We start from the raw sequence: 22,747 nt of genomic DNA on the forward strand, positions 1-22,747 counted from the left end.
TTCCACTCCCGCGGCATGTTTTGATCAAAGGCAAACAGCGGCCGTTCGATTTGAACAGGCCGCTGTTTTACATCACAATTAAAATCTTTCAGGTACGTTTTATTCCGCAATGAGATTGTATGGAACTTCCTTTCCTGCCGCTTTAAAGTTCAACCGATATGTTCCGGCCTGGATTGATTCCGGAGGTGTCACAGTTATTACTTTAGTTTGGGCATTCCCGTTAGAATTAACAGGTGATTCTTGCTCAATTGTCCAGCCCTCAGAGGATTGATAGCTCCCCTCAGCTGTCTTGATTTGCGGTATCACTTCTACGTTCTCGTTTGCATCGCTCAAATAAGTAACGTTGAACTTGAGAGGTTTCCTTTCAGCCACGTCAAAGATCCGGCTGCCTTCAATCAATTCAACACTCAGTCCGGTTTCCTTCCCTTTTTCCACAGCCATAGTCAAGGATTGATTTAATCTTTCATTTTTGCTGTTCACCGCATTTTCCCCGATCGGGAAAATGCTTGCTTTTAACGATAGCTTTCCCTCCGTAAATCCTGTTGACTGTGTTGTATCCATTTCTATAGAATACTCTCCCGCTGCGCCTAAGGAAATATAAACCTGTCCCTGAGATGGATAATAAGATACACCTGCATAAATAAAGAACGTTCCTTCAGGAAAATGCTGATCACTATCCAAACTGAACACAACGCCAACCTCCGAATAACGCGTGTCAGACGAAGGTGTTACTTTCAAATTCAGATTTACTCTATCTTTCGTAAAGATAGGCTCGGATTCAGTTTGACTGAATTCAACAACACTCGCTAATCCATTATTCACAGTGAATGAACACCACTGCGTATCAGCGCCCGTTGAGTTCCGCAGACGCAGTGTGTACGTTTCTACAGAAATTCCCTCTTTATCAAAATCGACAATGACCCTGACTGGCTTACTGACAATGCCTTCCATTGTTTTATTATTTTTGTTGCTAAAATTAGATAACGGAATTTGACTCTTTGCTTCATTGCCAGTTATTGAATAAGCATAATAGTCAGATCCATAAATCAACGTCAGCTGAGCTGCTTTTGGCAATACTGCTGTCTCTTTCCCATCTCTGAATTCCAGCCATAAATCATTCACAGAAGGATTGCCTGCCAACTCAAATTCTACGGTCAGTGAACTATGCTGATTGATTACTAAGTCTGCCGCTGAATCCAATGAAGCAAGATTGTATTTTCGGCCTGGCTGGGCGGTGATCTTTTTTACAACCGATTCCTGCCAGTGAACCCTCAGCGTAATTGCAACCGTTTTTCCGGACCCTTCGATCAACGTTAGTTTAACAAGATCTGATTCATCTTTCGCTTTGAATTGTCCGTTATTCTCCAAGGTGAAGTTAATCACTGCCTGATAACGACTGTCCGTTTTCCCAATCGGAATTGAATTTGACACTTTGTTTAGATCACAAGCCTCTGTCATCAGTCCAGCGCTCAGCCAGCCCTGAGAAGGAGCCGGAGCCATCGCAACGGAAAATTCATAATCAGTATAACTTGGCGCTTTAGGTACCATATTCCCAGGTTTTGAATCAACTTTGGCCAGACTCAGCTCTCTGTCAGCACCAGCTGGAATGATCAGCTGTCCAGTAAAACTGCCGTTGGACGTCGCATACAAGTCCAATGTCTGATCTTCCAGCGAACTTGCCTGGGTGAGGATATTAACGCTGATGTTTATTTTTTCATGATTATTTGTTTCATCCTCCACTGCTAATATGATCTGTACTTCTCCTAAATCGGTACTCGCGCTGATTCCTGGGTTATAGTAGGTCAGATAGAAATTCAACTTTGGCCGGGAGTTGGCCTGCGCCCTTGGACTCGTCTGTCCTACAATCGAGGAAGGGCTCTCTGATTTTATTGAATCTGCGGATATTATTTTCCCAACTGTGTTGGACGGATCCGTTGTATCAAAACCTTCACCAATCTCCATAAATAAACCGAAACTAGTCAGTGGATTTATTTGCATTGTATCTTGAGCTAGGTTAATCATATCTTCAGAAGTTCCCCCAGAGGACTTATTAATACTTTCATCAATCCAATTACCTGTACCGTCCATCGCTGCTTGTACCAGCCCCAAGCCATTCGGCAATGTGATGCTTTCAATTGTATAGTGTGACTCTTGCAATAATTGCGGCAGTTCAACGATGCCTTCAGCAATCAAAAACCCATCCTTTCCCTCTATTTTCTGCGCGGTTAATACTGTCTGCCGATCAGCGCTGGCGTTTTCTCCGGAAAGCTGCCAATACCGATAATTTGTCCCTACATTATGATAAGGGATTTCTTTCTTTAGATCTTTTTCATTAACATCAACAAATCCGCCGTCATCCTTATTCGTCATAGGATCGGAATCGGTAATTTTAGGTCGGGCATAAGCATAAACGCTGGCATTGTCTGCCGCCTGCATATACGCATAACCAATCACTGCACCATATTGAGTCTGTGTTATTCCATCTTTTAAGGCTTCATAAGACACTTGAAAAACCGTGCCGGTTTCAAATTTTATCGTGTTGTGTGCTTTTGATACATCACCCAAGGTTACGGTATTCCCACCGTCATCCATACTTTTAAAATTTGCGGTTTCTATCATCGCAGATTCCAGCACAAGCGTACTTCCACCTTGAAGCACCAATCCATGATCATATTCCTCGGCAATCATCCCATGATCACCAATGCGGTTCAGGGAATATAACGCTGTTTGATTGGTATTCGCAATATCGCTTAATCCGGTCAGACGAACATGCGAGTTGATTAAGGTAACACGGTCAGCCCGCTGAATCGCAGATAACGTCCTTGATACATCAGAAACACGGTTACTTCCTTCTTCCCATGTTACCTCGCCATAATTTTTTAGCGTAACTAACCGAGTAGAACCCGCATCACAGGAAGCTCCGCTTCCAAAGACGCCACCGTCAATTTTCATTTCTGGATCTACCGATAAATTTCCTGTCTTATATCCTGTACCGTCAATATATACATGGGAAGTTCCCTGAACGGTAATTTTAGTATAGTCTTTGGCATCGCCACCGCCATAATCACCGCCTGCATAAACCGAATCCCGTATTTCCAGACCTGAATGCGTCAGTGCCGGTTTCTCCCCGGGATTGTCTTTATAATACTGACATGCGCTCATTGCCCCGGAACCGATATGCAGATGAGTTGATCCGTTCACGATTCCGCGGTAACCACCACCAAAGACTTTTCCACTGACAGTTCCGCCGACTAGATTGACGAAAACGATATCCGGCCAGCCTGCTTCTGGTTTGTTTCCTTCCTTACCATCATTGCTGAGCTCACTGCCACCATATAGATTGCCTCGAATCCATCCGCCGGTCATGTTCACTGCAGCGCCTTCTAAAAGCATAAATTCTCCTGTTTTACCCAGGGCACCACCATATACAGAACTTTCCATTGTACCGCCCTGAATTGTGACGTTGGCCTTACCGGTTACCAGCCCTTCTTTACCGCCGCCGTAAACATTACCCATTACCGTACCATTTTTAATTTCTACTGAAGCCGATCCTAAAACTTCCGCAGTCTGACCGCCGCCAAAGACACTTCCCTGGATTTTACCGTCGTTAATTTCTACTGAAGTTGATCCTAAAACTTTCGCAATCTGACCGCCGCCAAAGATACTGCCCTGGATCGTACCACCGTTTAAAACAACTTTGACGCTTGAACCATCACAAATCCGGGCACATTCCTCATATCCATTTGCGTCAACTCCTTTTCCGCCACCGTAAACATTGCCTTGGACAACAGCTCCATCATTGATCCAAATTTCTCCCTCACCTTTAAAATAAGCATTTTTATCAGTATCATAAACAATGTTGTTACTTTTAACTACACCTGCTCCGCTGCCATAAATATCCCCTGTGATGACAGCTCCAGAGCCCATCTTAATTTCAAAGTCTCCTGTAAAGCTGCCAAAGTCGTTAGGATCTTTAGTTAAGTTCTTATAAGTGTCTGTAGTTTTAATTGCCGTATCTGCACCTTTTCCCGCGGCATAAATAGTACCCACCGTTGCATCTTTAACGTCAATCGTTACTTTTGTTTTTTTACCTGAGTCTGGACTTACTGTATATGCTGCAGAGCCGGCGCCATAGATTTCTCCAACACTCCCACCGGTAACATTTATATTCAAAGCGCCCTCAAAAGTAGGGATACTGACGATTCGGCCTGTACCAGCACCCCAGATTGTATCCACTCTCCCTCCGGAAATATTGATCTCGGTTCGACCTATATAAGCTGCAGCTGTTTGATTAAAACCCTGGTTACCGCCCTGAATGCTGGTTACTTTACCTTTTTCGACATTGATTTGAACATTACCGTTAGTTACTCCACCGCTGGCTACGCCGGCAACGATTGTTCCCACAACAGCATTACCCTTTACTGTGATTTTAGATAATTTTTCCGGAGCCATTATATTAGAATTTACACCACTTTCACAGCTGCGGACATAAGCGACAATTCTTGTAATATTGCCGCTGGAAACCTCGATTTCTCCGACAGAATCATTAATGTTAGCCCGGCCACCGCCATAAAGATAAATCACACTTTTCGCCTTAGTTGGTTGCTCCGTGAAATCATTAAAAACACTATCACCCAATATGATGTTATGTCCGTTCCCATAAAAGTGATTCAAATATTGAAGTTGGATTGATTCGATTTTCACATCGGCCATAACTTCAATCCCACAGTCATTATCCTTCCCACCTTGGTTTGAATCAATGCCAATGAGTCTAGCATCGGGTGTTGCCCCACTGATGGTCGCAGGTTTTCCTTCTTCCAAAAGCGTAATCGTTGTTCCCGTATCAAAATCTTTTTTAAAATTGTACTCCCCTACAATGATAAGCATGTTGTTGTCCAGGCTGCCTCCCGCATCCATTGACTTTAGGTGTTTCACAGCTTCATCAAAACTGGCTAAAGCATTATCTTTAGATAAGCCATTATTGATATCATTCCCATCCTTTTGATCAATATAAATTGTCGTGACTTCAGTTATGCCTGTAGCTGGATCTGAATACAACGTTTTGAATTTATCCTGTTGGACAGCCCGCATTAAACTGACAGCCTGAATACCGCAGCGGAATTGACGTTCATTGTCCTCAGGCTGAATTTCTCTCTGATACGTGCTTTGATCTGCATTCTCAATATTCTGCCAGACTTCCTCATCAGGATTACGATACTGCCATTGATATTGCAGACTGAAACCTGCAGGTGCAATCAATTCTTCCCCAGATTGCGAATCAATTAAGGAATAGATTACAGATGACGAATCAGAAAATTCCGTATGAACTGAGAGAGTATATTGCGGAACAAGCGTCGACACTGAATAAAGTGATATTCTTTTATCCTCACCAAGATCCAGACTTTCGCCTGCAGTCAGAGCCGTGACCGCATCAGCTTGTAAATCATCCGATTTGGTCTTCGACCAGCCCTGAAAAGTCAATCTAAACAGCGGATCTTCTCCGACAGGCTGCATAAGCGCTTCCGGACATTCAGGCAGTTGAATCTGTCCCTGTGTCATCGGCAAAGTTAGCTGCAGACAATCATCCAGACTGATTTCAGCCAATTCCTCAGCACTTTGATATCCCGCATCCTCTGCCGCTTTCAGAAATGTTGTATTTTGTTGAGAACACACAACATAACCTGACTGGCCTGCGAAAAACAGCGTCGATGGATTGGCAATCCGCTGTTCCACAATTGTAATAGATTCGTATGAATTTCCTTCTTCCGGATCAACCGCCAACTTAATTATGCCAGTCTGACTGCCTACTGCTTTGACCGGCTCATTGACTGCCGGCCATTGTGTTGGCTGCAAAGGAGTTTCTGTTTCCGCATCGGTTTCTTCATCCTTCGTTCCTGGAGCTTCTTCTGAAACAGAATTATGATCCAAATCTGAATCCGGCGTCCCTTCAGGACTCTCAGGCACTTCTGGAGAAGTTAAAGGGGTTGTTTCATTCTCTTCCGATCCTGGAAGTTCCTCCCCTTCATCTTGCTTGACTTCCTGCTCGATCACACCGCTGACGAAATGATTGCGGATTCCTGTAAACTTTGGCGCATTTTCAAAATCATCGCCCGAAAATGCCGCTTCCCCCATTCCCAGTATTGTTGAAGGAAGTTCAAGAATACCGTTTACCTGACCTAAATTATAGAACAGATAAGCACCGATATACGTGATACCTTCTTCAATTATGATGGACTGAATCTTTTCTCTGTCATGCACGAAGGGATTGGTCTGCGCTTCATAATCATAGGTATCTCCGCTGCCGGACACTGTCAGACGGCCATTCTCTAAAATGGCTTCCACCTGATCGCCGATCTGAAATACCGTGGCTGAACCTTCAGCGCGAATGGCCGAAGACTTACCCTGAATTGTTCCCAAAAGCAGACAGACGGTCACCAGCATCGTTAAAAGACGATGTTCATGATGTTTTAAGTTACTCAACTTTCGTTTTTCTTTCATGATGTTTCCCTCCTTTGCCCAGATGAAATGAATCATCCAATTCACTTCTCATTGATTTCTATTTTATCGGCAAACTCTGTTTCTGGTCGAGTCCAGTCGTGGTCCGTGTCATTTTTCAACAAAACAAGTGAATAAATACCTGAACCAGGCGATATAAAATAAAACGAAGAATTATCTTTTACCAATCGGCTGTTTGTCGGATCTGCGATTATACCCTCTGGCAGATCCAATTCAATCTTACCGCCACTGTCCGTATTGATCATGGTTAAAACCGCCGCTTTATTTCCTATACTATCCGTGATTGAATATTGATTTCCTTTCGCAAGAACAAATCGTGCTGATAATGTTTTTTTATAAGGCTTAGTCGCAGAGACTTTAACTTCGACTTCTTCGCTGTTTGGGGTGGTCGGAACAATTTCCAACGTCACTGAGTTAGCCGATTTTCCTTCCAAAACATCCGTTGTTGGAGAAAGCGTTCCTCCTGTCACTTCAACCAAATACTCGATATCCGCAGTTGTATACCGCAGACTGTTGGCCGGTTCATAATTATAAAGCTGAATCGTAAACTGACTCGTCGTCGGATCAATATAGTACAATGCAGATGCAGAATCTGCCTGAAGCAAATCGCTGGCGAAAAAGAAATTCTGAGGCTCTGCCGCCTGACTGCTTTGCTTTTGAATCAGATAGCGGCCTGCCGTTGTACGAATAGCCAGCACCCCAATGATGAGAAGCAGACTTATAAAAGCAATACCATATCCTTGAATTGGAAACTTTTTCTTTTTCGCTTTCATTTCATCGTCTCCTTTCACTGCGGCTGAACTTGTTTCGCTTCAATGATCAACAAAACCCGGTCGATTTCATCCAGATACTTCTCATAATCCACACCGTTCCAGCTGACGCTTAACTGATACATGTGAGTAACTGCCTTTCCTGTTGGCAGCTGGCCGCCAGTTCCCACCCATTGCGTTGGATTCGATTGGGAAACCTGAAACGTTTTAATATAATCGTTCGGCGTTGACGTTGATCCAACAGTGCTTAACGCAAAGTTAAGCGGAAGATTTCCCGTTGTTTCCACGGTTATCGTATAATCCTGAGCAACCTCACTGATCTTTTGGATGCCCTCTTCTTTTTTAAAGTTAACCACTGAAAATTCAATTTCTACTGGATTCTCTGATGCTATCCCTTTTAGCTGATCGGTAATATCCTTGACGGTGACATCCATCAGAACATCCGCAGTTTTTCCCGCAGCGGAGCCTGTGATCTCACGATTAAAGCGGGCATACGTTGCGCCTAAGACTAAAGTGCAAGCGAGCAGAAAATAGCAGCCGTAACTGATGATTCTTGCCTTTGTCAAATGCTTTTTCATTCGCTTACTCCTTTCCTTTTTTTACTCAGATGGGACAATCCGCACTCCATCAAGAACCCTGCGGCCAGAAAACTCAAAAATCCAGCCGGTGTTTTCAAGAAAAGAGCAGCGTGCCCAAGCCACGGTACAGTGAGGACTACTTTTCCTAATATCTGTTCTGTCGGCACAGGATGCGGATCCGCTGCATTGTTGGCATCTCCCTGCAGAATCAAATTCTCATCCACGATTTCCTTAATCCGATGAGTAACCAGAAATCCATCGTCCGGATACGTGACGATCTCTCCTGTCCGATATTCGGATTGAGCCTGAACGATAATCAAATCTCCCGGCGTCAGCACCGGCTCCATACTGCCGGAGGTTACAACGAGAAAAGAATATCCAAATAATTTTATCCTTGAATGGGACGAATAGATTTTGATCAGCATCAGCCCTGCCGCCAAAAGCAGAACAAGGCTGATAACCTTAAGCCCTTTTTTCCAGGTGGAGGAACATTTCTGATTCATTCATGTTCCCCTTCAAGATGAAGGGCCAAATTCAGTTTGTACGTTCCTCCCTGTTTACCCGCCTGTGTGTCTGCCTCATCCATTCCGCTGTCCAACGGCCATTGCCAGTCCAGGCGATAAATCAGGGTAGAGTCTGCTTCCATCTCGCTCTTTAATGTCAGCGGCTGATCCTGGGTTAAAGTTCCGGAAACTGGATCTCCCTTTTTCTGATAAGGCTGCAGCGTAAATACTAACGGCAGATAAGGACTGTCGGCTTCCTTTGTGAATGTCAGCGTGATGATCAGTTTTTCCTGGCGATCATTTTCTAGCTGGAATAAATAATAGCCTTGAGAACCCGGCGCTATCTTTTCATTCTGACCTGTTGTCTGGTTGTAGAATAAGTCAAGCGTGCGATGTTGATCCCATGATGTGAAGCTTCCATCCTTCTGTGAAGCTGAGATTTTAGCTTCACCGGAATCCGCATACGGCGGTAAAGTCGGCTTAATTTCTTCTTCTGGTTTCTCCGGCTCCGGATTTCCTACCGCTTCAGAGGATTCTGACGGAGGTTCTAACGGATCCAAGAATTCCGGCGTAGGCTCAGTTTTAGGTTTTTCTTCCTCACCGGAAGAACCGATTGGCGTTACCGTCTGTTGACTGACAATGACACCCGTTTCGCCGGGTCTTTCCGCTGCTCCCTCGCCGGTTATGATTTCTCCTCCTGGCTTAATCATAGTTCCATCCGGCAAGGTTACAATGCCTTCACGGGTCACGTCATACGCATCGCTGACCAATGGGTGATTAATGATCACCTGATCATCCGGAAGCAGAATTTTAGTCGGATCTTCCAGTGTTCCTCCAGGGAAAATCACATGGCCGTCCGTCAGATAGACATTCCCCTGCGGCGTAACAATCGTTCCCTGACTGATATTGGCAGTTCCATACGGCGTACTGACCTGACCCTCTGCAGTGGCGAAAGTCAGGTTAGGATCAATAAACAGACTGCCTTGATCCAATTCAATTGTAATTTCCAGAACTCGAACATCCACGGAAAGTTCAATCACATAACTGCCTGTTTCAGTGAGTTTAACGCTGGCCTGATGAGTCTGATTTTGACGTAAAATCTGGACTTCCCGCTGAGCCAGAACATCGCCGGTTGCACTCAGCACTGAAATGCTATGTTCTCCCTGTTCAACATTCGGAAACAAAAAGTTTCCGGCGGAATCGGTCTGTGTTTCCATCGGTTCACTGTGCAGCTGCATTCTCAAACCGGCAGCCGGAGAGCCATTCGTATATAACGTCTGACCCGATAAATGAAACACCGGCGCCTCCGGTTCCAATACAATGGTATCGTCGATTTGTCCTAAAGGCATAGTTCCTGTTTGTCTGCCTAGAATAAATCCGAGAATACTGGATGTGACTAACGCTATAAAAATCAACAAAAGAAACCACAGATGCCCGCTTCTTTTGTTCTTTTGTTCATTTTTATCAGTCTTAAACGCTGCTTTACCTTCCATCACTATCCCCTCCCTCTTAGGAACGGACAATCAACGGCAAAAGGCGTGGCTGTTCCACGCCCGATTGCCTGGGCTGAATGCCCTTGATATCAAAGTCTTTGTTTTTGAAGGAATCCTTCATCTTTTCTGTGATTAACTTGCTGATGCTGGTGTTGCTGTAGGAGTTGTCTGCTTGCCAGTAACGGTGATGTCAATTTCCCATTTTTCACCCGCATAGTTATTGTCATTAGCAGCTGCCGTATCGTCTTTCCCAAAATCCCAAGCCCAATAAACTGTGACTGTTTCTTTCATATTGCCCGAAACATTAATCGTACCTGTAATAGGGTCTAAATCAGCAAGTTTTTTTCCTGGTTTACCCTCCGTAATCGCTTCAGTTGAAAACACCATATCATCAGGGAATGTGATACTATCTGCTGCTTTCAGATTAATTTCATAGTCGATTCCTACATCGCTGCCTGAACCGTCGATGGCAATGTTAAACGAACCCGAGGTTCCCGGAGCAATCACTTTATCCGCAATAGTTGTATCGGTATAAGCAGTCCGTCCTAGATCAATATTAGTAAAATTTGCACTTCCTTCAGCATCGCTAGCCGTAAATGACCACTTAGCCACGGTTGCAGTAGCTGAACCAGTTACCTCAGTAACGTAACGTGCCAAGGTAGAACCCATAAGACAGGTTGTGACCAACGTTAGAGCGAGGGCGGTGACGCCCAGGCGTGCTGCATAAACTTTTTTCTTCATACAAGCTCCTCGCTTTCTTTATTGGGAAATTTCCCCTCCAAGTTTGCCTTCGATTAAACGAAAGCAATTTATATCTCCCCGGAAAATTCCGAGTCTGTACAGCCTGTATCTCATCATCGCAGGCTGGCACATATAAACTAAGGCTGATCCTTGGCTGCAGTTTCTTTTTCCGCTTTGAGCGCAGCCAGCTCAGCTTCAAGCTCAGCCGTTCGTTTTGCCTCCGCCTGATCCAGCTGACGCCGGCGCCAGAGATCCCAGATCAGAAACAAGAACAGCGGGCAAAGGATAAACAGAACCATTCCCTGTGTCGACTGCATGAACAGGATTGCTTGACCCAAACCGGAAAACCGCTCGCCTTTATAAATTCCCTGAATCTGATCCGGTCTTACGGTCTGATCATCCCGAACATTATTGGCGTCTCCCTGAGTTACATATTGAATCTGACCTTGAGCATCTTGGGTGATCTCTGAAATTCGATGTGTAACCGCCTTTCCCGAATATAAGTAACAAATCACATCGCCTTCCTTCAAGGAAGTGGAATCCACGCTGTGAACTAAAATCAGATCTCCAATTTGTATCGTTGGTTCCATAGAACCTGATAAGACGACAGCGGGTTTTATGCCAAAGATTCCTGGCAGTTCTTCCGGATGCGTATAACCCCGCAGAATCAAGACTAAATTAATAAAAATAATCGGAATTAGGATAAGGCACAGAAGAACATTCAGAATACTCTGAAATGAAATCCTTTTTTTCTTTTCAGACATGCCATCTCCTCCTGACTTAATTAATTCACTTTTTATCCTACACTAATACCGAACAGAATCGCTCACTTAAGAACAAATATATCACATTAATTATATAAACATTTTAATTGTCAAATAATGTACACTTTTTTAGCCATGAACTTTCCCACTTTATAGATATAAAAAAATTGCCTAAAATGGCAATTTTAAGGCTTATTTAAGCCTGTCATTAATTGTGTGATTTATATGACAATGACGATATAAATACAAATTTAGGATAACCGATTTGTTTTTAACATTCAAGATAATCACGCCAATTGTCATTGACAAATCATGTCACCACTTGTGACATTAATGTTGTGATTTCTAACATTCGGTTTTATACTAAAAAGATGAGGAGGAATACGCCATGCAATTTTGGGAAATGCTGGACTTTCTGATGAAAACCACACAAACCTCAAACCGGATGTTAGCCCAGGAGCTCAAGGTTGATCCATCCTTGATCAGCCGGTTCAGAACCGGGGATCGCAATCGCCCCCGTCAGCTTGAACAGCTCAAAGCTATGAGTTCCTATTTTGCTAAGCGCTGCTTATCCTCAGCGCAACGTCAGGCAATTGCCAACAAACTAAACGTCAAAGCTTCGTTAACAGCCCAGCCGGAACTGCTGACGGAAATTTTATACGCCTGGCTGTGCGGACAGGACGCCTTAGCACGAAACACCCGACTTTTACCTGAAGCTCTGAAAAAAAACACCGGTGTTGGCAGTCTTTCGCCGACTCATGCTAAAAATAAACTTTATTACGGCAACGCAGGAAAACGGTCAGCCGCAGCGACTTTCTTCAATACGGCTCTTGCGCTGCCGGCGCCGGTTACCCTCTATTTCTATTCTGATGAATCCGACGTTTGGATCCAGGAAGCCGATCCTCACGCGGCCGATAATCGGGATTGGCTCTCCCTCTTGATTGAAAAAGGGTTTCAGATCGTTCATATTGCTCCGCCTACCTTGCTTGCTGAAATGGCTTATCAGTCTTTGACCCGCTGGCTGAGTGCTTATGCTACAGGGAAAATCGAAGCCTACTACTATCCGGGACTTCGAGATCAAGTTCATCGCCGCACATTATTCATCATTCCTGGAAAACTTGTTCTTTCTTCCCATTCAATAGCACACCGCGCGGACAGCTATGTTTCCATGTTGGCCACTGATGAACCCTTAGTTCAAGCGTATATGACAGAGTTTCATGATTATCTGTCGCTTTGCCGCCCACTGCTGCGCAATCACGAATTACCCGATTCGCAAATCCGGCTCTTTACTCACTTTTTCAGTTCTCAAGGGAATCGGATTCAGAAAACCCCAGCCTTATCCATGAACACTGCACCTAGTACCTTAATCGAATCCTGTATCCAAACTCTAAATCAGCGTGGTTATAAAAAAATCAGTCAGTATTTTTCGCAAGCAGTGGAATTGATGCATGCCTGCCGAAACGAAGAATTGATTGATCTTGGTTATCTGGCTCGGCCTGAGGAGGTTCTGGCAGGACAGGTTACAACAACTTTGGCATGCGGGCCGATTTTTCTGCCTGTCACCTATACAGTTTCCTTGTATCTGACCCACCTAAAAAATATTCTGAATATGCTGGAACAGAATGAGAATTATCACTTTGTTCCACTCAATCGTAATCAGCGTTCAGATTATACGTTTATGGTTGAAGAGGACCAGCATGCCATTATCCTTCAAAATAAAAAAACGCCGAACGTCATTGAGCTTGTCGAACGTCAGCGAATTTTACTTTGTTGGGAATACTTAAATCGGACAGCGGATGAAATCGGATATCGAGGTTCCCGGCGGTCTGACATCAAAGCCCGGCTCCGCGGTCTGATTGCCCAGCTGGAAATTCTATAAACTCAATAAGAACTGAAATCCCCGTGACTGAGCCTGTTTTTCAGGCGAATTTCCGGTATCGGATTTCCGTTTTTTTTTAATCTCGTTGTCGGATTATCCGTGGATCAGCCGGAAACCTTTCGGTTATGCTGATAAAGCATGACAGCCACCGCGATGATCATCGCATAGCCGACAAATGACAGGGCATCGGGAATCTGCCCGAACACAATCCAGCCCAGCAAGGCGGAAAATACAACCTGGGAATAATCAAAGACGGAAATCTCCTTGGCCGGCGCATAGCTGTATGCCGCCGTCACGCTGAACTGCGCACAGGCTGCCGCAACGCCCGCTAATAAGAGCGATCCCAGCTGAAATCCCGTCATCGGTGCGAAGCTGAACATCAAATACGGCAGGGTCACCAGACAGGAAAAAGCGGAAAAGAAAAACACGATCAATGGGCCGCGTTCCCCACGCTGACTCAGCCCCCGCACACAGGTATAGGCACTGCCGGCGGCCATCGCTCCGGCAAACCCGATCAAAGACGGAACGATCTGATCAATCTGCAGCCCCGGTTTGATGATGAACAGACTTCCGATAAAGGCCGCGACAACGCTGAGCTTCTGCACGGAATCCGCTTTTTCTTTAAGAAAGACAGCCGAGAAAATAATGACGAAAAAGGGTGAAAGCTTGCTTAACATCGAGGCGTCGGACATCACCAGATGATCCACCGCATAAAAGTTGCACAGAATGCCGATTGTCCCCAGTGTTGAGCGCAGGATCAAAAGCGGCAGATTCTTTTTCTGAAAGCCGAATCCCTGCCCGCCGCGGATCAGGATAACCGCCGCGACACCGGCCGCGACCAGATTGCGGAAAAAGCTTTTCTGAATGGACGGCAGATCGCCGGATAATTTCACGAACAAATTCATGACCGCAAAGAAAAATGCGGACAACAAAATAAATTGAACCCCTTTGTTTTTCATTGTTGTTCCCCTTCCTCAAATACCCAGAGCTTCGCTTGAGATTGTTCTAGGTTATACCGATAGTTTCCAACCTGGAGCTGACGCACGGCTTCCCGCTGCTTCAGCTTGAGATCGACAATCTGCCGCGCCATCGTTCCGCGCAGCTTTTTCGCCTCCATCGATGGCGCTTTCCGGCCGTTTTTCATAAACTGCACGAAGACCGCATCCGGCACCTCCACCATCCGCGCGTATTCCTGTGAAGCCAGGATCAGCACCTCTTCTTCAGCCAGCGCCTGCGTCAGGATTGGTTTCCATAACTTCAACGGAAGCAGCTCTCCAGCTTTGTCCATCGGGTCTAAACGATAGGGCATAATCGCATCGAGCGGCCGAAGCAAACCATAGTAGGCCGATAAAATCCGCAGATGTTCCTCGCAATACTGCCAGTCTTCCGCCTTCAGGGTTTCCGCGTGAAAGTTGCGGAACGCTTCCCCATGGAAAGCCGCCAGCGCCGCGGTGAGCGGCTGGGCTGAATGCATGCGCTCTGCGTTTTCCTGCGCCGCCTTCTCGGACAGTTTGAATTGCTTCTGCCACTGCGCCGCCGTCAGCTTTTTCAGCTCGACGTGTAGCTGTTCCGTCGTTTCTGGAAACAACGGCATCTGAACAGAAGGCACATTGCTCAACGCTTCTTTACGGAACGTTTTTGCTGGGGATAACAGGATCTTCATACAAGCTGTTCGTAAGCCTCGGCCCGATAGCCGACCAGCACCCGATCCTGATCAATCAGCAGCGGACGCTTGACAAGCATGCCGTCGCTTGCCAACAGTTCGATCATTTCCGCTTCGCTCATCTGCGGCAGTCGGTCTTTCAGCTGCATCGACTGATACAGCTTGCCGGACGTATTAAAAAATTTCTTTACCGGCAGACCGCTGCGGGCGATCCATTGTTTCAGCTCCTCTGCAGTCGGATTTTCCCGGGAAATATCGCGTTCTTCAAACACCACTCCCAGCTGATTCAAATGCTTTTTTGCTTTCATGCATGTACTGCATTTTGGATAACAAAGTAATAACATGGTTTTTCCTCCCTGTTCAAATTCAGTGTCTTTATTGTAACGGAAGTCCGGGTTCTTTTTCAACGACGATGATCTATTTCATCGCCAGAGCGCTGCGCGCGGCAATCCGTCCGAAGGTCACGGTATCCGGGATCGAACAGGAACCCAGACGATTTGCGCCATGGATCCCGCCGGTGACTTCCCCTGCCGCATACAGGCCAGGGATCAGCTCACCCCGCGAGTCGAGGACACGGGCCTGTGTGTCAATCTGAACTCCGCCCATCGTATGATGAACGGAAACGACGGCGGAAAACATCATATACGGACCTTCGCCTAACGGCTGCAGCTGATCCTTGCGGCCAAAGTCCGGATCGGTTCCATTCGCAGCGTATTGATTATAACGGTTTACTGCCGCTTCCAGCTCGGATGCCGGAATATCGAAAAACGCGGCGCACTCCTGCAGCGTTCCCATCGCCAGAACCCCCTGATCATAACAGCGCTGGACCTCGGCTTCAATCGTTTCATCCAGCTGCATTTCATCGACAACTGACTGTTCGATCAGCTCGTAGATCATCGCTCCGGTTTGATTCAGCGCCGCTTCCGACAAATTATCCCGTGTTTCCTTCTCATCAACAAACCGCCGGCCTTCCTTGTTCACCAACAAAGCGTTGGCGGTCAGGCGGGCATAGTCGAGGAAATAATAATTGCCGGTAGCCGGATTGTTGACCGGATAGAGCTGGATATATTCCATGCCGATCAGCTGGGCGCCGATCGCCTGGGCCATGCGCAGACCGTCGCCGGTGATCGCCGGGGAATTGGTTGTCGGGATCTTCTCATCCAGCTTGTTCCAATGCGTATCATACTGCATCCGCATTTCTACGTTGGCACCGAATCCGCCGGTCGTTAAAATCACGCCTTTGCGGGCATAGAAACGCAGCGGGCGTCCGCCGCGGGTGGCTTCAATGCCGATTACCCGGCCGTTTTCATCCTGCAGAAAGCGCTCAGCCCGGGTGTTGTATTCCACCTCCACCCCCAGAGATTCTGCCTTTTTGATCAAGGTTTCCACATATTGCGGGCCATCGCCGACCGGCCACAGCGTTCTTGCCACCGTGTGACCGCCGTACCAGGATTGGTAGTCGCGATATTCAACCCCGACAAAATCCCGCAGCCACTCTGCATTGGGCAGCGCGTTCTGAGCTAAGATCCGCACCAGTTCGGGGTTGCCCAACTGTTTGCCGCCCTTCATTAAATCATCGTAAAACAAATCCGGACTGTCGTTGTCAATCCCTTCCTGCAGCTGCACCCAGTTCTGCGGAGCGGCAAATTCACCGCCGGACATCCGCGTATTGCCGCCGCCAAAGGACATCTTTTCCACAATCAGAACTTCGTCCTCACTTTGTGAAAGAGCCTCAATCGCCGCCGCAAAACCAGCGCCGCCTCCGCCGACAATCAGCACGTCGCATTCCATTTCCTGCTCGTTTTTTTCCTCATCGCTCCAGCCAAGCTGCTGCTCGCTGAGTCCGGCCTGATCCAGCGCGTCCTGAACGGCTTCCAAAAAGCCCTGAGAAGTATACGTCGCGCCGCTGATCGGCTCCACCTGCAGGGAGTTCTTGGACAGGATCTCATCGCTCATCTGCACCATCGCTGTATCAAAACCGGGAATTTCATTATGCGAAAGGATCTCAATGTGCTGAATCTGATTGTGATCGATCATCACATCCACCTGAATTTCACCCTGCTTGCCCTGACCGGCTCCGGTAAACGTTCCGCTGATCCGCCCCTGCTCGTCAACATCTTTAGTCATGCGGGCTGATGGCGCACAGCCGGAAAGGATCAGACACAGTGCCAGAATCATCCATCCCCGCCTCATTGTGCTTCTCCCTGACCAGCCGCACTGCGGTATTCCTTGGGGGAAAGTCCGGTTTGTTTCTTAAAAATCCGTGAGAAATAGAACTGATCGCTGTAACCGCACCGCCCGGCAATTTCCTTCACCGGCAGCTCTTTCTGAGCCAGCAGCCGCTGCGCCAGATCCATCCGCAGATCAGTGATCAGTTCCACCAGCGTTTTGCCAGTCGCAGTTTTCACCAGCTTGAACAAAGTGGAATGACTGATTGAAAACTGTTCCTGCAGCTTTTCAGCGTTGAGATCCGGATCAGTAAAATGTTCGTATAAATAGCGGATCAGCGAGGCAGGCTCAGGTTCTTTTTCCTTCACCTGACGAAGCAGCTTGCGCTGTTCCATCCGGCTTTGAAAGCGCTGCACCGACTGACGCAGCACGTCCTCCAGTTCCTCATCTTCAACCGGTTTTAACAGATAAAAATCCACGTGATGCTGGATTGCCTTTTGGGCGTAACTGAAAGAATCATAACCGGACAGAATCAGAATCACGCAGTCCTGATCCTGGGCGCGGATCTGCTCGATGCATTCCAATCCGTTCATCAGCGGCATGTTGATATCCAACACCAACAGATCCGGCGTCATTTTTTCATAGTAATCCATAACCTGACGGCCGTTTTCCGCCGCCGCGACGACCTGAATTCCCAGGTTCAGCGATTCGATCTGGCGAATTAAACCGTTGCGGATATTTTCTTCATCATCGCCGACTAAAGCGCGGATCATACCGATCCCTCCTTTTTATCAATAGGCAGAATGAGCGTGATGCAGGTGCCCTGCCCCAATGTGCTCTCGATGTTCAGCTGGGCCTTTTCGCCGTATTCAATCCGACAGCGGCGCAGCACATTCTGCAATCCATAGTGACCTTCCATCTGTTGATTCTGCAGCGCCTGACGCAGTGTCTGCAGCGTCGCTTCATCCATACCCACGCCATCATCCGCCACCTGAATCTGCAGCGCATCGTCTACAAGCCGGGCGCTGACGCCGATCGTTCCACCGTTGTCCTTCGGTTTTAAGCCATGGTTAATCGCATTTTCAACCAACGGCTGAATCAGGATTTTCAGCATCGGCAGATCGCGCGCCGCCTCATCCAGCTCCAATGTATAATTTAGTTTCTGACCGTAACGGATTTTCTGCATCGTCAGATAGGCTTCCGTATGCTTAAATTCCTGCGCCAGCGTAATCTTTTCCTGACCGTTGCTCAAAAAGATCCGGAAGTAGGTTGACAGCGACGTAATTGCTTTGGCGACTTCATCCGCCCCCTGCGCCTTAGCCATCCATTTGAGATTATCCAGTGTATTGTAAAGGAAATGCGGCTTGATCTGAGCCTGCAGCACTTTCAGCTCAGCCTGCCGTTTTTCCGCCTGTTCCTCATAAATTCGGTCGATCAGCGAAATGATTTCATCGAGCATCGCATTGTAGGAACGGCCCAGCGAATCAATTTCATCGCGCGTTCCCGGCAGCGTATAATAGGCATCCAGCGTTCCTTCCTCCACCCGCTTCATCTGTCCCTGCAGCGCCCGGATCGGCTTGAGTACCCACTGCACCAGTGAAGCCCCCATGACGATGTTGATCACAAGCAAAACGCAGAACAAAATCAGAACGCCGATCAGGATCTGGTTGGTCGAACGTCCGATCACGGAATCCTGCACCAGCGTACAGAATACCCAGTCGTCGTATTCCGTCACCGGCGACACAAACAGCGTTGCCCACTGCCCCCGTGCATCGCGCACGCGAAATTGATCGGAACTGATGATGGCCTGCATATCCAGCTGATCCAAAGCGGGGCGGGAGAGGACGTTTTCCACAAAATATTCCTCATCGGTTGTGATCAGATCCTTATTCCGGGTCATGACCCAGCTGCGGCCTTCATAAATCTGAACGGGATTGACAATTTCCTTTAACCGCACAGTTGGGATCGCCGCGCAGATCAGCGCTTCTTTGATGCCGGTGCCGCCCAGAACCGGGTAGTAGAAAAGCATCACCTGCCGATGCTCCGGATTGACAATCGGCAGTGAGAGAATGAATTCGCGGTCATCCTGATAAGCCAGCTGATAATCGTTGTGATCCATCAGGTTTTCCACAGCGCTGGAATTAATCCAGCAGAACCCATTTTTTCCGATGTAGGAGAAGGTTTCCATCGTTTCTCCGTTCTTTTTATACAGCTCGGTAAAACGATCGATCAGCGGCGTAATTTCCCGCACATCCATCGAACTGAAAGCAGGAATTGCCGCGATCGTGCGGTATTCCACAGCCATGCGCTTCACCCACATGCTGACCTCATTGGCTTTGGATTCGACCATCTGACTGATCGCAAACCGGGTCTGTGTCATCGTGCGGGGACGGACAGAAAAGCCGATATACGCGCCCAACGCGGAAAAGACCAGCAGGCTGGCCAGCGAAAAGAAGAAAATAATTTTATGCCGGATGCTGAACTTCATCATACTTCCCCTTTTTCTGATCTTATTTTATCATACTTCTTTCTTACAGCGTCAGCGATTGCTGGAATCTTATGTCACACTAGCAAGGATATTATAATGAAACATCAAAGGAAGACTAAAAAACTTTTATAGATTTATTGTCAAATGATATAGTTATGCTAGGAGGCAAAACAATGTATAAAAAAATTCTTTGTATCTGTGTTTTTGTTTTATTTGCTTTATGCGCCTGTGATTCAAATGATAAATCAGCTGTACCGGATTCTGATCCTGCCACCTCTAACAATCCAGAGTTAATATCAACTCCTATTTCTACCTTAGATAGTTCATCAAGTAATGATTCTATTAATATTTTTTCTAATGAAATGACTGAATTCACATGCCCATCTTTAGAGTATTATGGTCTTACCGAAGAAAAACTAGGGTCTGGTTTCTATCTTGTTTTTTATAGTGACGGCACTTTTAGAATTGGTTATAGTGAAACTGGAGGAGATTATTATTATGGAAGATTTGAAGAAATAGAAGAGAATTTGTTCTATTACTATGGGGAAGTACTCGATTATACTAAATTGGCAAGTTGTGAGGGCGAGGGTTGTTTTATTATGCCTGAAATAACAGATAAAACTATTGATGGTTATACAAGACTGGACGGAAACACTATGTATTTTATACCCCATGAAATTTCCAAAGATGATCTTAGAACATATTCTGATGATAAGGGCTGTATTTATAACAAATAGATAATAAGTCTTTTTTATATCTTAGACTACTTCAACAATAAAAAAACACTTTTGAATTGAACCTCAGCCTCATAAATATCAAGTATCATGGCTATTACTATCCTATATCTTTAATTTTCCTGCGCAAATCTTGACTTAAAGAGAGTAGCGACTAAAAATTAAAGTAATCAGAAGCGCTTTATGCTTCAGTATTATGAAGAATAAAACAGACCCGATATCAAGGTTAGCGCAAAAGTGCAAATTGTTCTGAAGGCTAATCATCACATGGAATTGACGGATAAACTTCATCTACTTTTTAGATTTTATATCGACACTTAAATTATTAGACTTCACAACTACGATCAATTCTTCGCTCAGTTAAAACTTGACCTAAAATTACTACATTTTTTAAATAGCTAAAAGCCTCAGTTTGCCTTTATTGAAGGCGTTTCCTGAGGCTTAACTTTATCTAACTGTCAAAGATGGGATTTTATCATACTTCTTTCTTACAGCGTCAGCAATTGCCGTAATCTTATGCTCAAGAAACAGGATCAAAAGCGCTAGCAATAATCACAAGCGTTAATATTGAAGGCTTTCTGCACTTACAATACAAAAAGCGGCAGTTCTGCGTATTCTTTATCTGCCGCTGCCGCTTTCTTTCCTGTTATTTTTTTTCGGTTTTATTCAAATATTCGTCGATCTTCTTTTTCTGATCTTCCGGTATCTTCCGCTCAATCGGGAACACGACGCTTTGATCAAGCTGCTTGAGGAAATTCAGCACGATCTGAGTTGTCTTTGCAAGACTGTCGGCACTCAGATAATCCAGCACGTCATGCCGGTTGTGAATGTAGTTGGCGCCTCTTTCCCCGAAACGCATGAAGCTGACGGAAGGAATGCCCTGATCGGAAAATGGGACTTCATCGCTGGAATAAACCTCGCTTTTTACCTCGAGCTGAATCCCAGCCTGCGCCGCATAGGTTTTCACCATCGCTTCCAGCTCCACAGGGCCTAAGCACCAGGCACTGTCATGCCCCAAAACAGCTCCGGCCACATCCACATTCACGTTAAAGCGGATCGCCTTGAGATCCTCTTCATGCGTATCCACATAGGCATGGGAGCCCAATAAGCCCCGCTCCTCACTGCCGCACCAGATAAAACGCAGCGTGCGATTAGGCTGATGATCGTGGAAATACTGTAACAGCTCCATCAAAATGACGCTGCCTGCGCCGTTATCATACACACCGGTACTGTATTCAACGGAATCATAATGCGCGGTCAGCACGATGACCTCTTCCGGTCGGGTTAAGCCCTGAATTTCAGCGATGACGTTCTGCGAAACCGCCTTCAGCGGCTTCTGTTGGACCACCAGCGTGATCATCTTCGGGTTTTCCTGCACCAGCCGCATCGCATCCTGAATCGTCATGTTGACGCCCGGAAGACGGCCTAATTCCGCCAGTTTGTCCCGCAGTTCGCGATGAGCGATATCCGTGGTTTCCGCACTGTCCCGCGCTTCGCCATTGTAGGTAATAAAGCCGACAGCGCCGCTTTCAACTAAAGCCTTATACAATTTATAATTCAGATAGCCGTTGACTAAGACGATCTTGCCGCTGGCCTGTTGCTGACTGACGGCGTCGGGATATTCCATATAATAGAACGGCGCGGTGATGCCGCTGTCTTCGGTTTCCCCACAGCCGCCGTAAGCCGTGACCGTGTAGCTGGTTTTCTCCGTGGCACAGCTGACCTTTTCGATGCTCTGATCGGCAACCTCAAACATTTCCAGACGCGCTTTTTCCCCGCAAGCTTCCACAGCTTCCCGCAAAAGCTCTGCCGCCTGTTTTTCCTGTTGGGTGCCGCTGACGCGGACAAAGCCGATTTTCTGCAGTAATTCCCATTGTGTTGTGTTCATTCATCTAACCTCTTTTCATAAGCAACCCGTAAACTCAGGTCGCGATGCAGCTGAATGACGCCGCATAACTGATAATTGTGTTTTTCCAGCAAACGCCGCATTGAAGTATTGTCCTGATGCGTGTCAATTTTGATGCTCAGCACGCCGCGCTGAGAGCACATCTGTTCTGCCTGTGCCAGAATCCAGCCGGCAATCCCCTGACCTTTCAGCTGATCATCGACAGCGATGCGGTGAATCACGGCATAGGGCCGATCCGTCAGCCATTGGCCGCTGACCATCGTCGTGTAGTTTTCATCCGGCGTAAACGCCACCGTCGCGCAGCCCGCGATCATCTTATCCTGCTCCGCAACGTAAGCGGTGCCGTTTTGAATATCCTGAAGCAGGGTTGCTTCATCCGGATAGCCATCCTGCCACTGATCAATTCCCTGGGCTTTGAAGTATGCCTGCGCCTGGTGCAGGATCGCCATCACAGCCGGCAGATCATGGATTTCCATTCTTCTGAGTTCCATTCCAATTCCCCCTTTTCTTCTTTTTCTGATCCTTTGCGGTTTCCTTTCTTTC

At 46.6% G+C, this 22,747-nt stretch carries 17 protein-coding genes; 2 read left to right on the forward strand and 15 right to left on the reverse strand.

The annotated features are described in order from the left end of the window. Positions 1–99: 99 nt before the first annotated feature. The 7 genes from MCG46_RS17915 to MCG46_RS17945 all read right to left on the reverse strand — a co-directional run bounded on the left by MCG46_RS17915 (position 100) and on the right by MCG46_RS17945 (position 11,365). Positions 100–6,498: a hypothetical protein gene (locus MCG46_RS17915; protein WP_240281179.1), complete on the reverse strand. Its 6,399-nt coding sequence runs from the start codon at positions 6,496–6,498 to the stop codon at positions 100–102. A 41-nt stretch (positions 6,499–6,539) separates the two neighbouring features. Then, positions 6,540–7,289 carry a hypothetical protein gene (locus MCG46_RS17920; protein ID WP_240281180.1) on the reverse strand — a complete coding sequence of 250 codons (750 nt, stop codon included), beginning with the start codon at positions 7,287–7,289 and terminating at the stop codon, positions 6,540–6,542. 14 nt (positions 7,290–7,303) lie between these two features. Continuing rightward, positions 7,304–7,864 (reverse strand): hypothetical protein, encoded by a 561-nt coding sequence (locus tag MCG46_RS17925; protein WP_240281181.1) that lies wholly within the window; start codon positions 7,862–7,864, stop codon positions 7,304–7,306. Next, positions 7,861–8,367, reverse strand: coding sequence for a signal peptidase I (locus tag MCG46_RS17930; protein ID WP_240281182.1), 507 nt, complete (start codon positions 8,365–8,367; stop codon positions 7,861–7,863). Before MCG46_RS17930 ends, MCG46_RS17925 begins: the two co-directional genes overlap by 4 nt. Continuing rightward, positions 8,364–9,860 carry a carboxypeptidase-like regulatory domain-containing protein gene (locus MCG46_RS17935; protein ID WP_240281183.1) on the reverse strand — a complete coding sequence of 499 codons (1,497 nt, stop codon included), beginning with the start codon at positions 9,858–9,860 and terminating at the stop codon, positions 8,364–8,366. The genes MCG46_RS17930 and MCG46_RS17935 overlap by 4 nt, the downstream gene beginning before the upstream one ends. Before the next feature lie 132 nt (positions 9,861–9,992). Then, a complete protein-coding gene (locus MCG46_RS17940) occupies positions 9,993–10,601 on the reverse strand; it encodes a hypothetical protein (RefSeq protein WP_240281184.1) in 609 nt (202 codons plus the stop codon). 137 nt (positions 10,602–10,738) lie between these two features. After that, complete coding sequence (locus MCG46_RS17945; RefSeq protein WP_240281185.1) at positions 10,739–11,365, reverse strand: signal peptidase I; 627 nt, start codon at positions 11,363–11,365, stop codon at positions 10,739–10,741. Between the two features lie 388 nt (positions 11,366–11,753). Between MCG46_RS17945 and MCG46_RS17950 the strand changes: the two genes are divergently transcribed. Continuing rightward, on the forward strand, positions 11,754–13,244 hold the full coding sequence (locus tag MCG46_RS17950) for a hypothetical protein (protein WP_240281186.1): 1,491 nt from the start codon (positions 11,754–11,756) through the stop codon (positions 13,242–13,244). Between the two features lie 104 nt (positions 13,245–13,348). On the opposite strand, the gene MCG46_RS17955 is transcribed toward MCG46_RS17950, so the two are convergent. The 6 genes from MCG46_RS17955 to MCG46_RS17980 all read right to left on the reverse strand — a co-directional run bounded on the left by MCG46_RS17955 (position 13,349) and on the right by MCG46_RS17980 (position 19,567). Continuing rightward, on the reverse strand, positions 13,349–14,203 hold the full coding sequence (locus tag MCG46_RS17955) for a DMT family transporter (RefSeq protein WP_240281187.1): 855 nt from the start codon (positions 14,201–14,203) through the stop codon (positions 13,349–13,351). Beyond that, entirely contained in the window at positions 14,200–14,907 is a 708-nt protein-coding gene (locus MCG46_RS17960) for a YaaA family protein (protein WP_240281188.1), read from the reverse strand. Before MCG46_RS17960 ends, MCG46_RS17955 begins: the two co-directional genes overlap by 4 nt. After that, positions 14,904–15,251 carry an arsenate reductase family protein gene (locus MCG46_RS17965; RefSeq protein WP_240281189.1) on the reverse strand — a complete coding sequence of 116 codons (348 nt, stop codon included), beginning with the start codon at positions 15,249–15,251 and terminating at the stop codon, positions 14,904–14,906. Before MCG46_RS17965 ends, MCG46_RS17960 begins: the two co-directional genes overlap by 4 nt. Before the next feature lie 73 nt (positions 15,252–15,324). Then, positions 15,325–17,100, reverse strand: coding sequence for a flavocytochrome c (locus tag MCG46_RS17970; RefSeq protein ID WP_240281190.1), 1,776 nt, complete (start codon positions 17,098–17,100; stop codon positions 15,325–15,327). Next, entirely contained in the window at positions 17,097–17,849 is a 753-nt protein-coding gene (locus MCG46_RS17975; RefSeq protein WP_240281191.1) for a response regulator transcription factor, read from the reverse strand. Before MCG46_RS17975 ends, MCG46_RS17970 begins: the two co-directional genes overlap by 4 nt. Further along, positions 17,846–19,567 (reverse strand): sensor histidine kinase, encoded by a 1,722-nt coding sequence (locus tag MCG46_RS17980; RefSeq protein WP_240281192.1) that lies wholly within the window; start codon positions 19,565–19,567, stop codon positions 17,846–17,848. Before MCG46_RS17980 ends, MCG46_RS17975 begins: the two co-directional genes overlap by 4 nt. Before the next feature lie 170 nt (positions 19,568–19,737). Between MCG46_RS17980 and MCG46_RS17985 the strand changes: the two genes are divergently transcribed. Next, positions 19,738–20,301, forward strand: a complete 564-nt coding sequence (locus MCG46_RS17985; protein WP_240281193.1) for a hypothetical protein — start codon at positions 19,738–19,740, stop codon at positions 20,299–20,301. 643 nt (positions 20,302–20,944) lie between these two features. On the opposite strand, the gene MCG46_RS17990 is transcribed toward MCG46_RS17985, so the two are convergent. Next, entirely contained in the window at positions 20,945–22,186 is a 1,242-nt protein-coding gene (locus tag MCG46_RS17990; RefSeq protein ID WP_240281194.1) for a M28 family metallopeptidase, read from the reverse strand. Next, a complete protein-coding gene (locus MCG46_RS17995) occupies positions 22,183–22,695 on the reverse strand; it encodes a GNAT family N-acetyltransferase (protein WP_240281195.1) in 513 nt (170 codons plus the stop codon). Before MCG46_RS17995 ends, MCG46_RS17990 begins: the two co-directional genes overlap by 4 nt. Between the last annotated feature and the right edge of the window lie 52 nt (positions 22,696–22,747).

Origin of the sequence: Holdemania massiliensis (genome assembly GCF_022440805.1) — a bacterium.
Lineage (GTDB): Bacteria > Bacillota_I > Bacilli_A > Erysipelotrichales > Erysipelotrichaceae > Holdemania > Holdemania massiliensis_A.

Bases quoted from the DNA above. Each gene is read 5' to 3' on its own strand.
- MCG46_RS17915 (WP_240281179.1), bottom strand. From the start codon at position 6,498: ATGAAAGAAAAACGAAAGTTGAGTAACTTAAAACATCATGAACATCGT.
- MCG46_RS17920 (WP_240281180.1), bottom strand. From the start codon at position 7,289: ATGAAAGCGAAAAAGAAAAAGTTTCCAATTCAAGGATATGGTATTGCT.
- MCG46_RS17925 (WP_240281181.1), bottom strand. From the start codon at position 7,864: ATGAAAAAGCATTTGACAAAGGCAAGAATCATCAGTTACGGCTGCTAT.
- MCG46_RS17930 (WP_240281182.1), bottom strand. From the start codon at position 8,367: ATGAATCAGAAATGTTCCTCCACCTGGAAAAAAGGGCTTAAGGTTATC.
- MCG46_RS17935 (WP_240281183.1), bottom strand. From the start codon at position 9,860: ATGGAAGGTAAAGCAGCGTTTAAGACTGATAAAAATGAACAAAAGAAC.
- MCG46_RS17940 (WP_240281184.1), bottom strand. From the start codon at position 10,601: ATGAAGAAAAAAGTTTATGCAGCACGCCTGGGCGTCACCGCCCTCGCT.
- MCG46_RS17945 (WP_240281185.1), bottom strand. From the start codon at position 11,365: ATGTCTGAAAAGAAAAAAAGGATTTCATTTCAGAGTATTCTGAATGTT.
- MCG46_RS17950 (WP_240281186.1), top strand. From the start codon at position 11,754: ATGCAATTTTGGGAAATGCTGGACTTTCTGATGAAAACCACACAAACC.
- MCG46_RS17955 (WP_240281187.1), bottom strand. From the start codon at position 14,203: ATGAAAAACAAAGGGGTTCAATTTATTTTGTTGTCCGCATTTTTCTTT.
- MCG46_RS17960 (WP_240281188.1), bottom strand. From the start codon at position 14,907: ATGAAGATCCTGTTATCCCCAGCAAAAACGTTCCGTAAAGAAGCGTTG.
- MCG46_RS17965 (WP_240281189.1), bottom strand. From the start codon at position 15,251: ATGTTATTACTTTGTTATCCAAAATGCAGTACATGCATGAAAGCAAAA.
- MCG46_RS17970 (WP_240281190.1), bottom strand. From the start codon at position 17,100: ATGAGGCGGGGATGGATGATTCTGGCACTGTGTCTGATCCTTTCCGGC.
- MCG46_RS17975 (WP_240281191.1), bottom strand. From the start codon at position 17,849: ATGATCCGCGCTTTAGTCGGCGATGATGAAGAAAATATCCGCAACGGT.
- MCG46_RS17980 (WP_240281192.1), bottom strand. From the start codon at position 19,567: ATGATGAAGTTCAGCATCCGGCATAAAATTATTTTCTTCTTTTCGCTG.
- MCG46_RS17985 (WP_240281193.1), top strand. From the start codon at position 19,738: ATGTATAAAAAAATTCTTTGTATCTGTGTTTTTGTTTTATTTGCTTTA.
- MCG46_RS17990 (WP_240281194.1), bottom strand. From the start codon at position 22,186: ATGAACACAACACAATGGGAATTACTGCAGAAAATCGGCTTTGTCCGC.
- MCG46_RS17995 (WP_240281195.1), bottom strand. From the start codon at position 22,695: ATGGAACTCAGAAGAATGGAAATCCATGATCTGCCGGCTGTGATGGCG.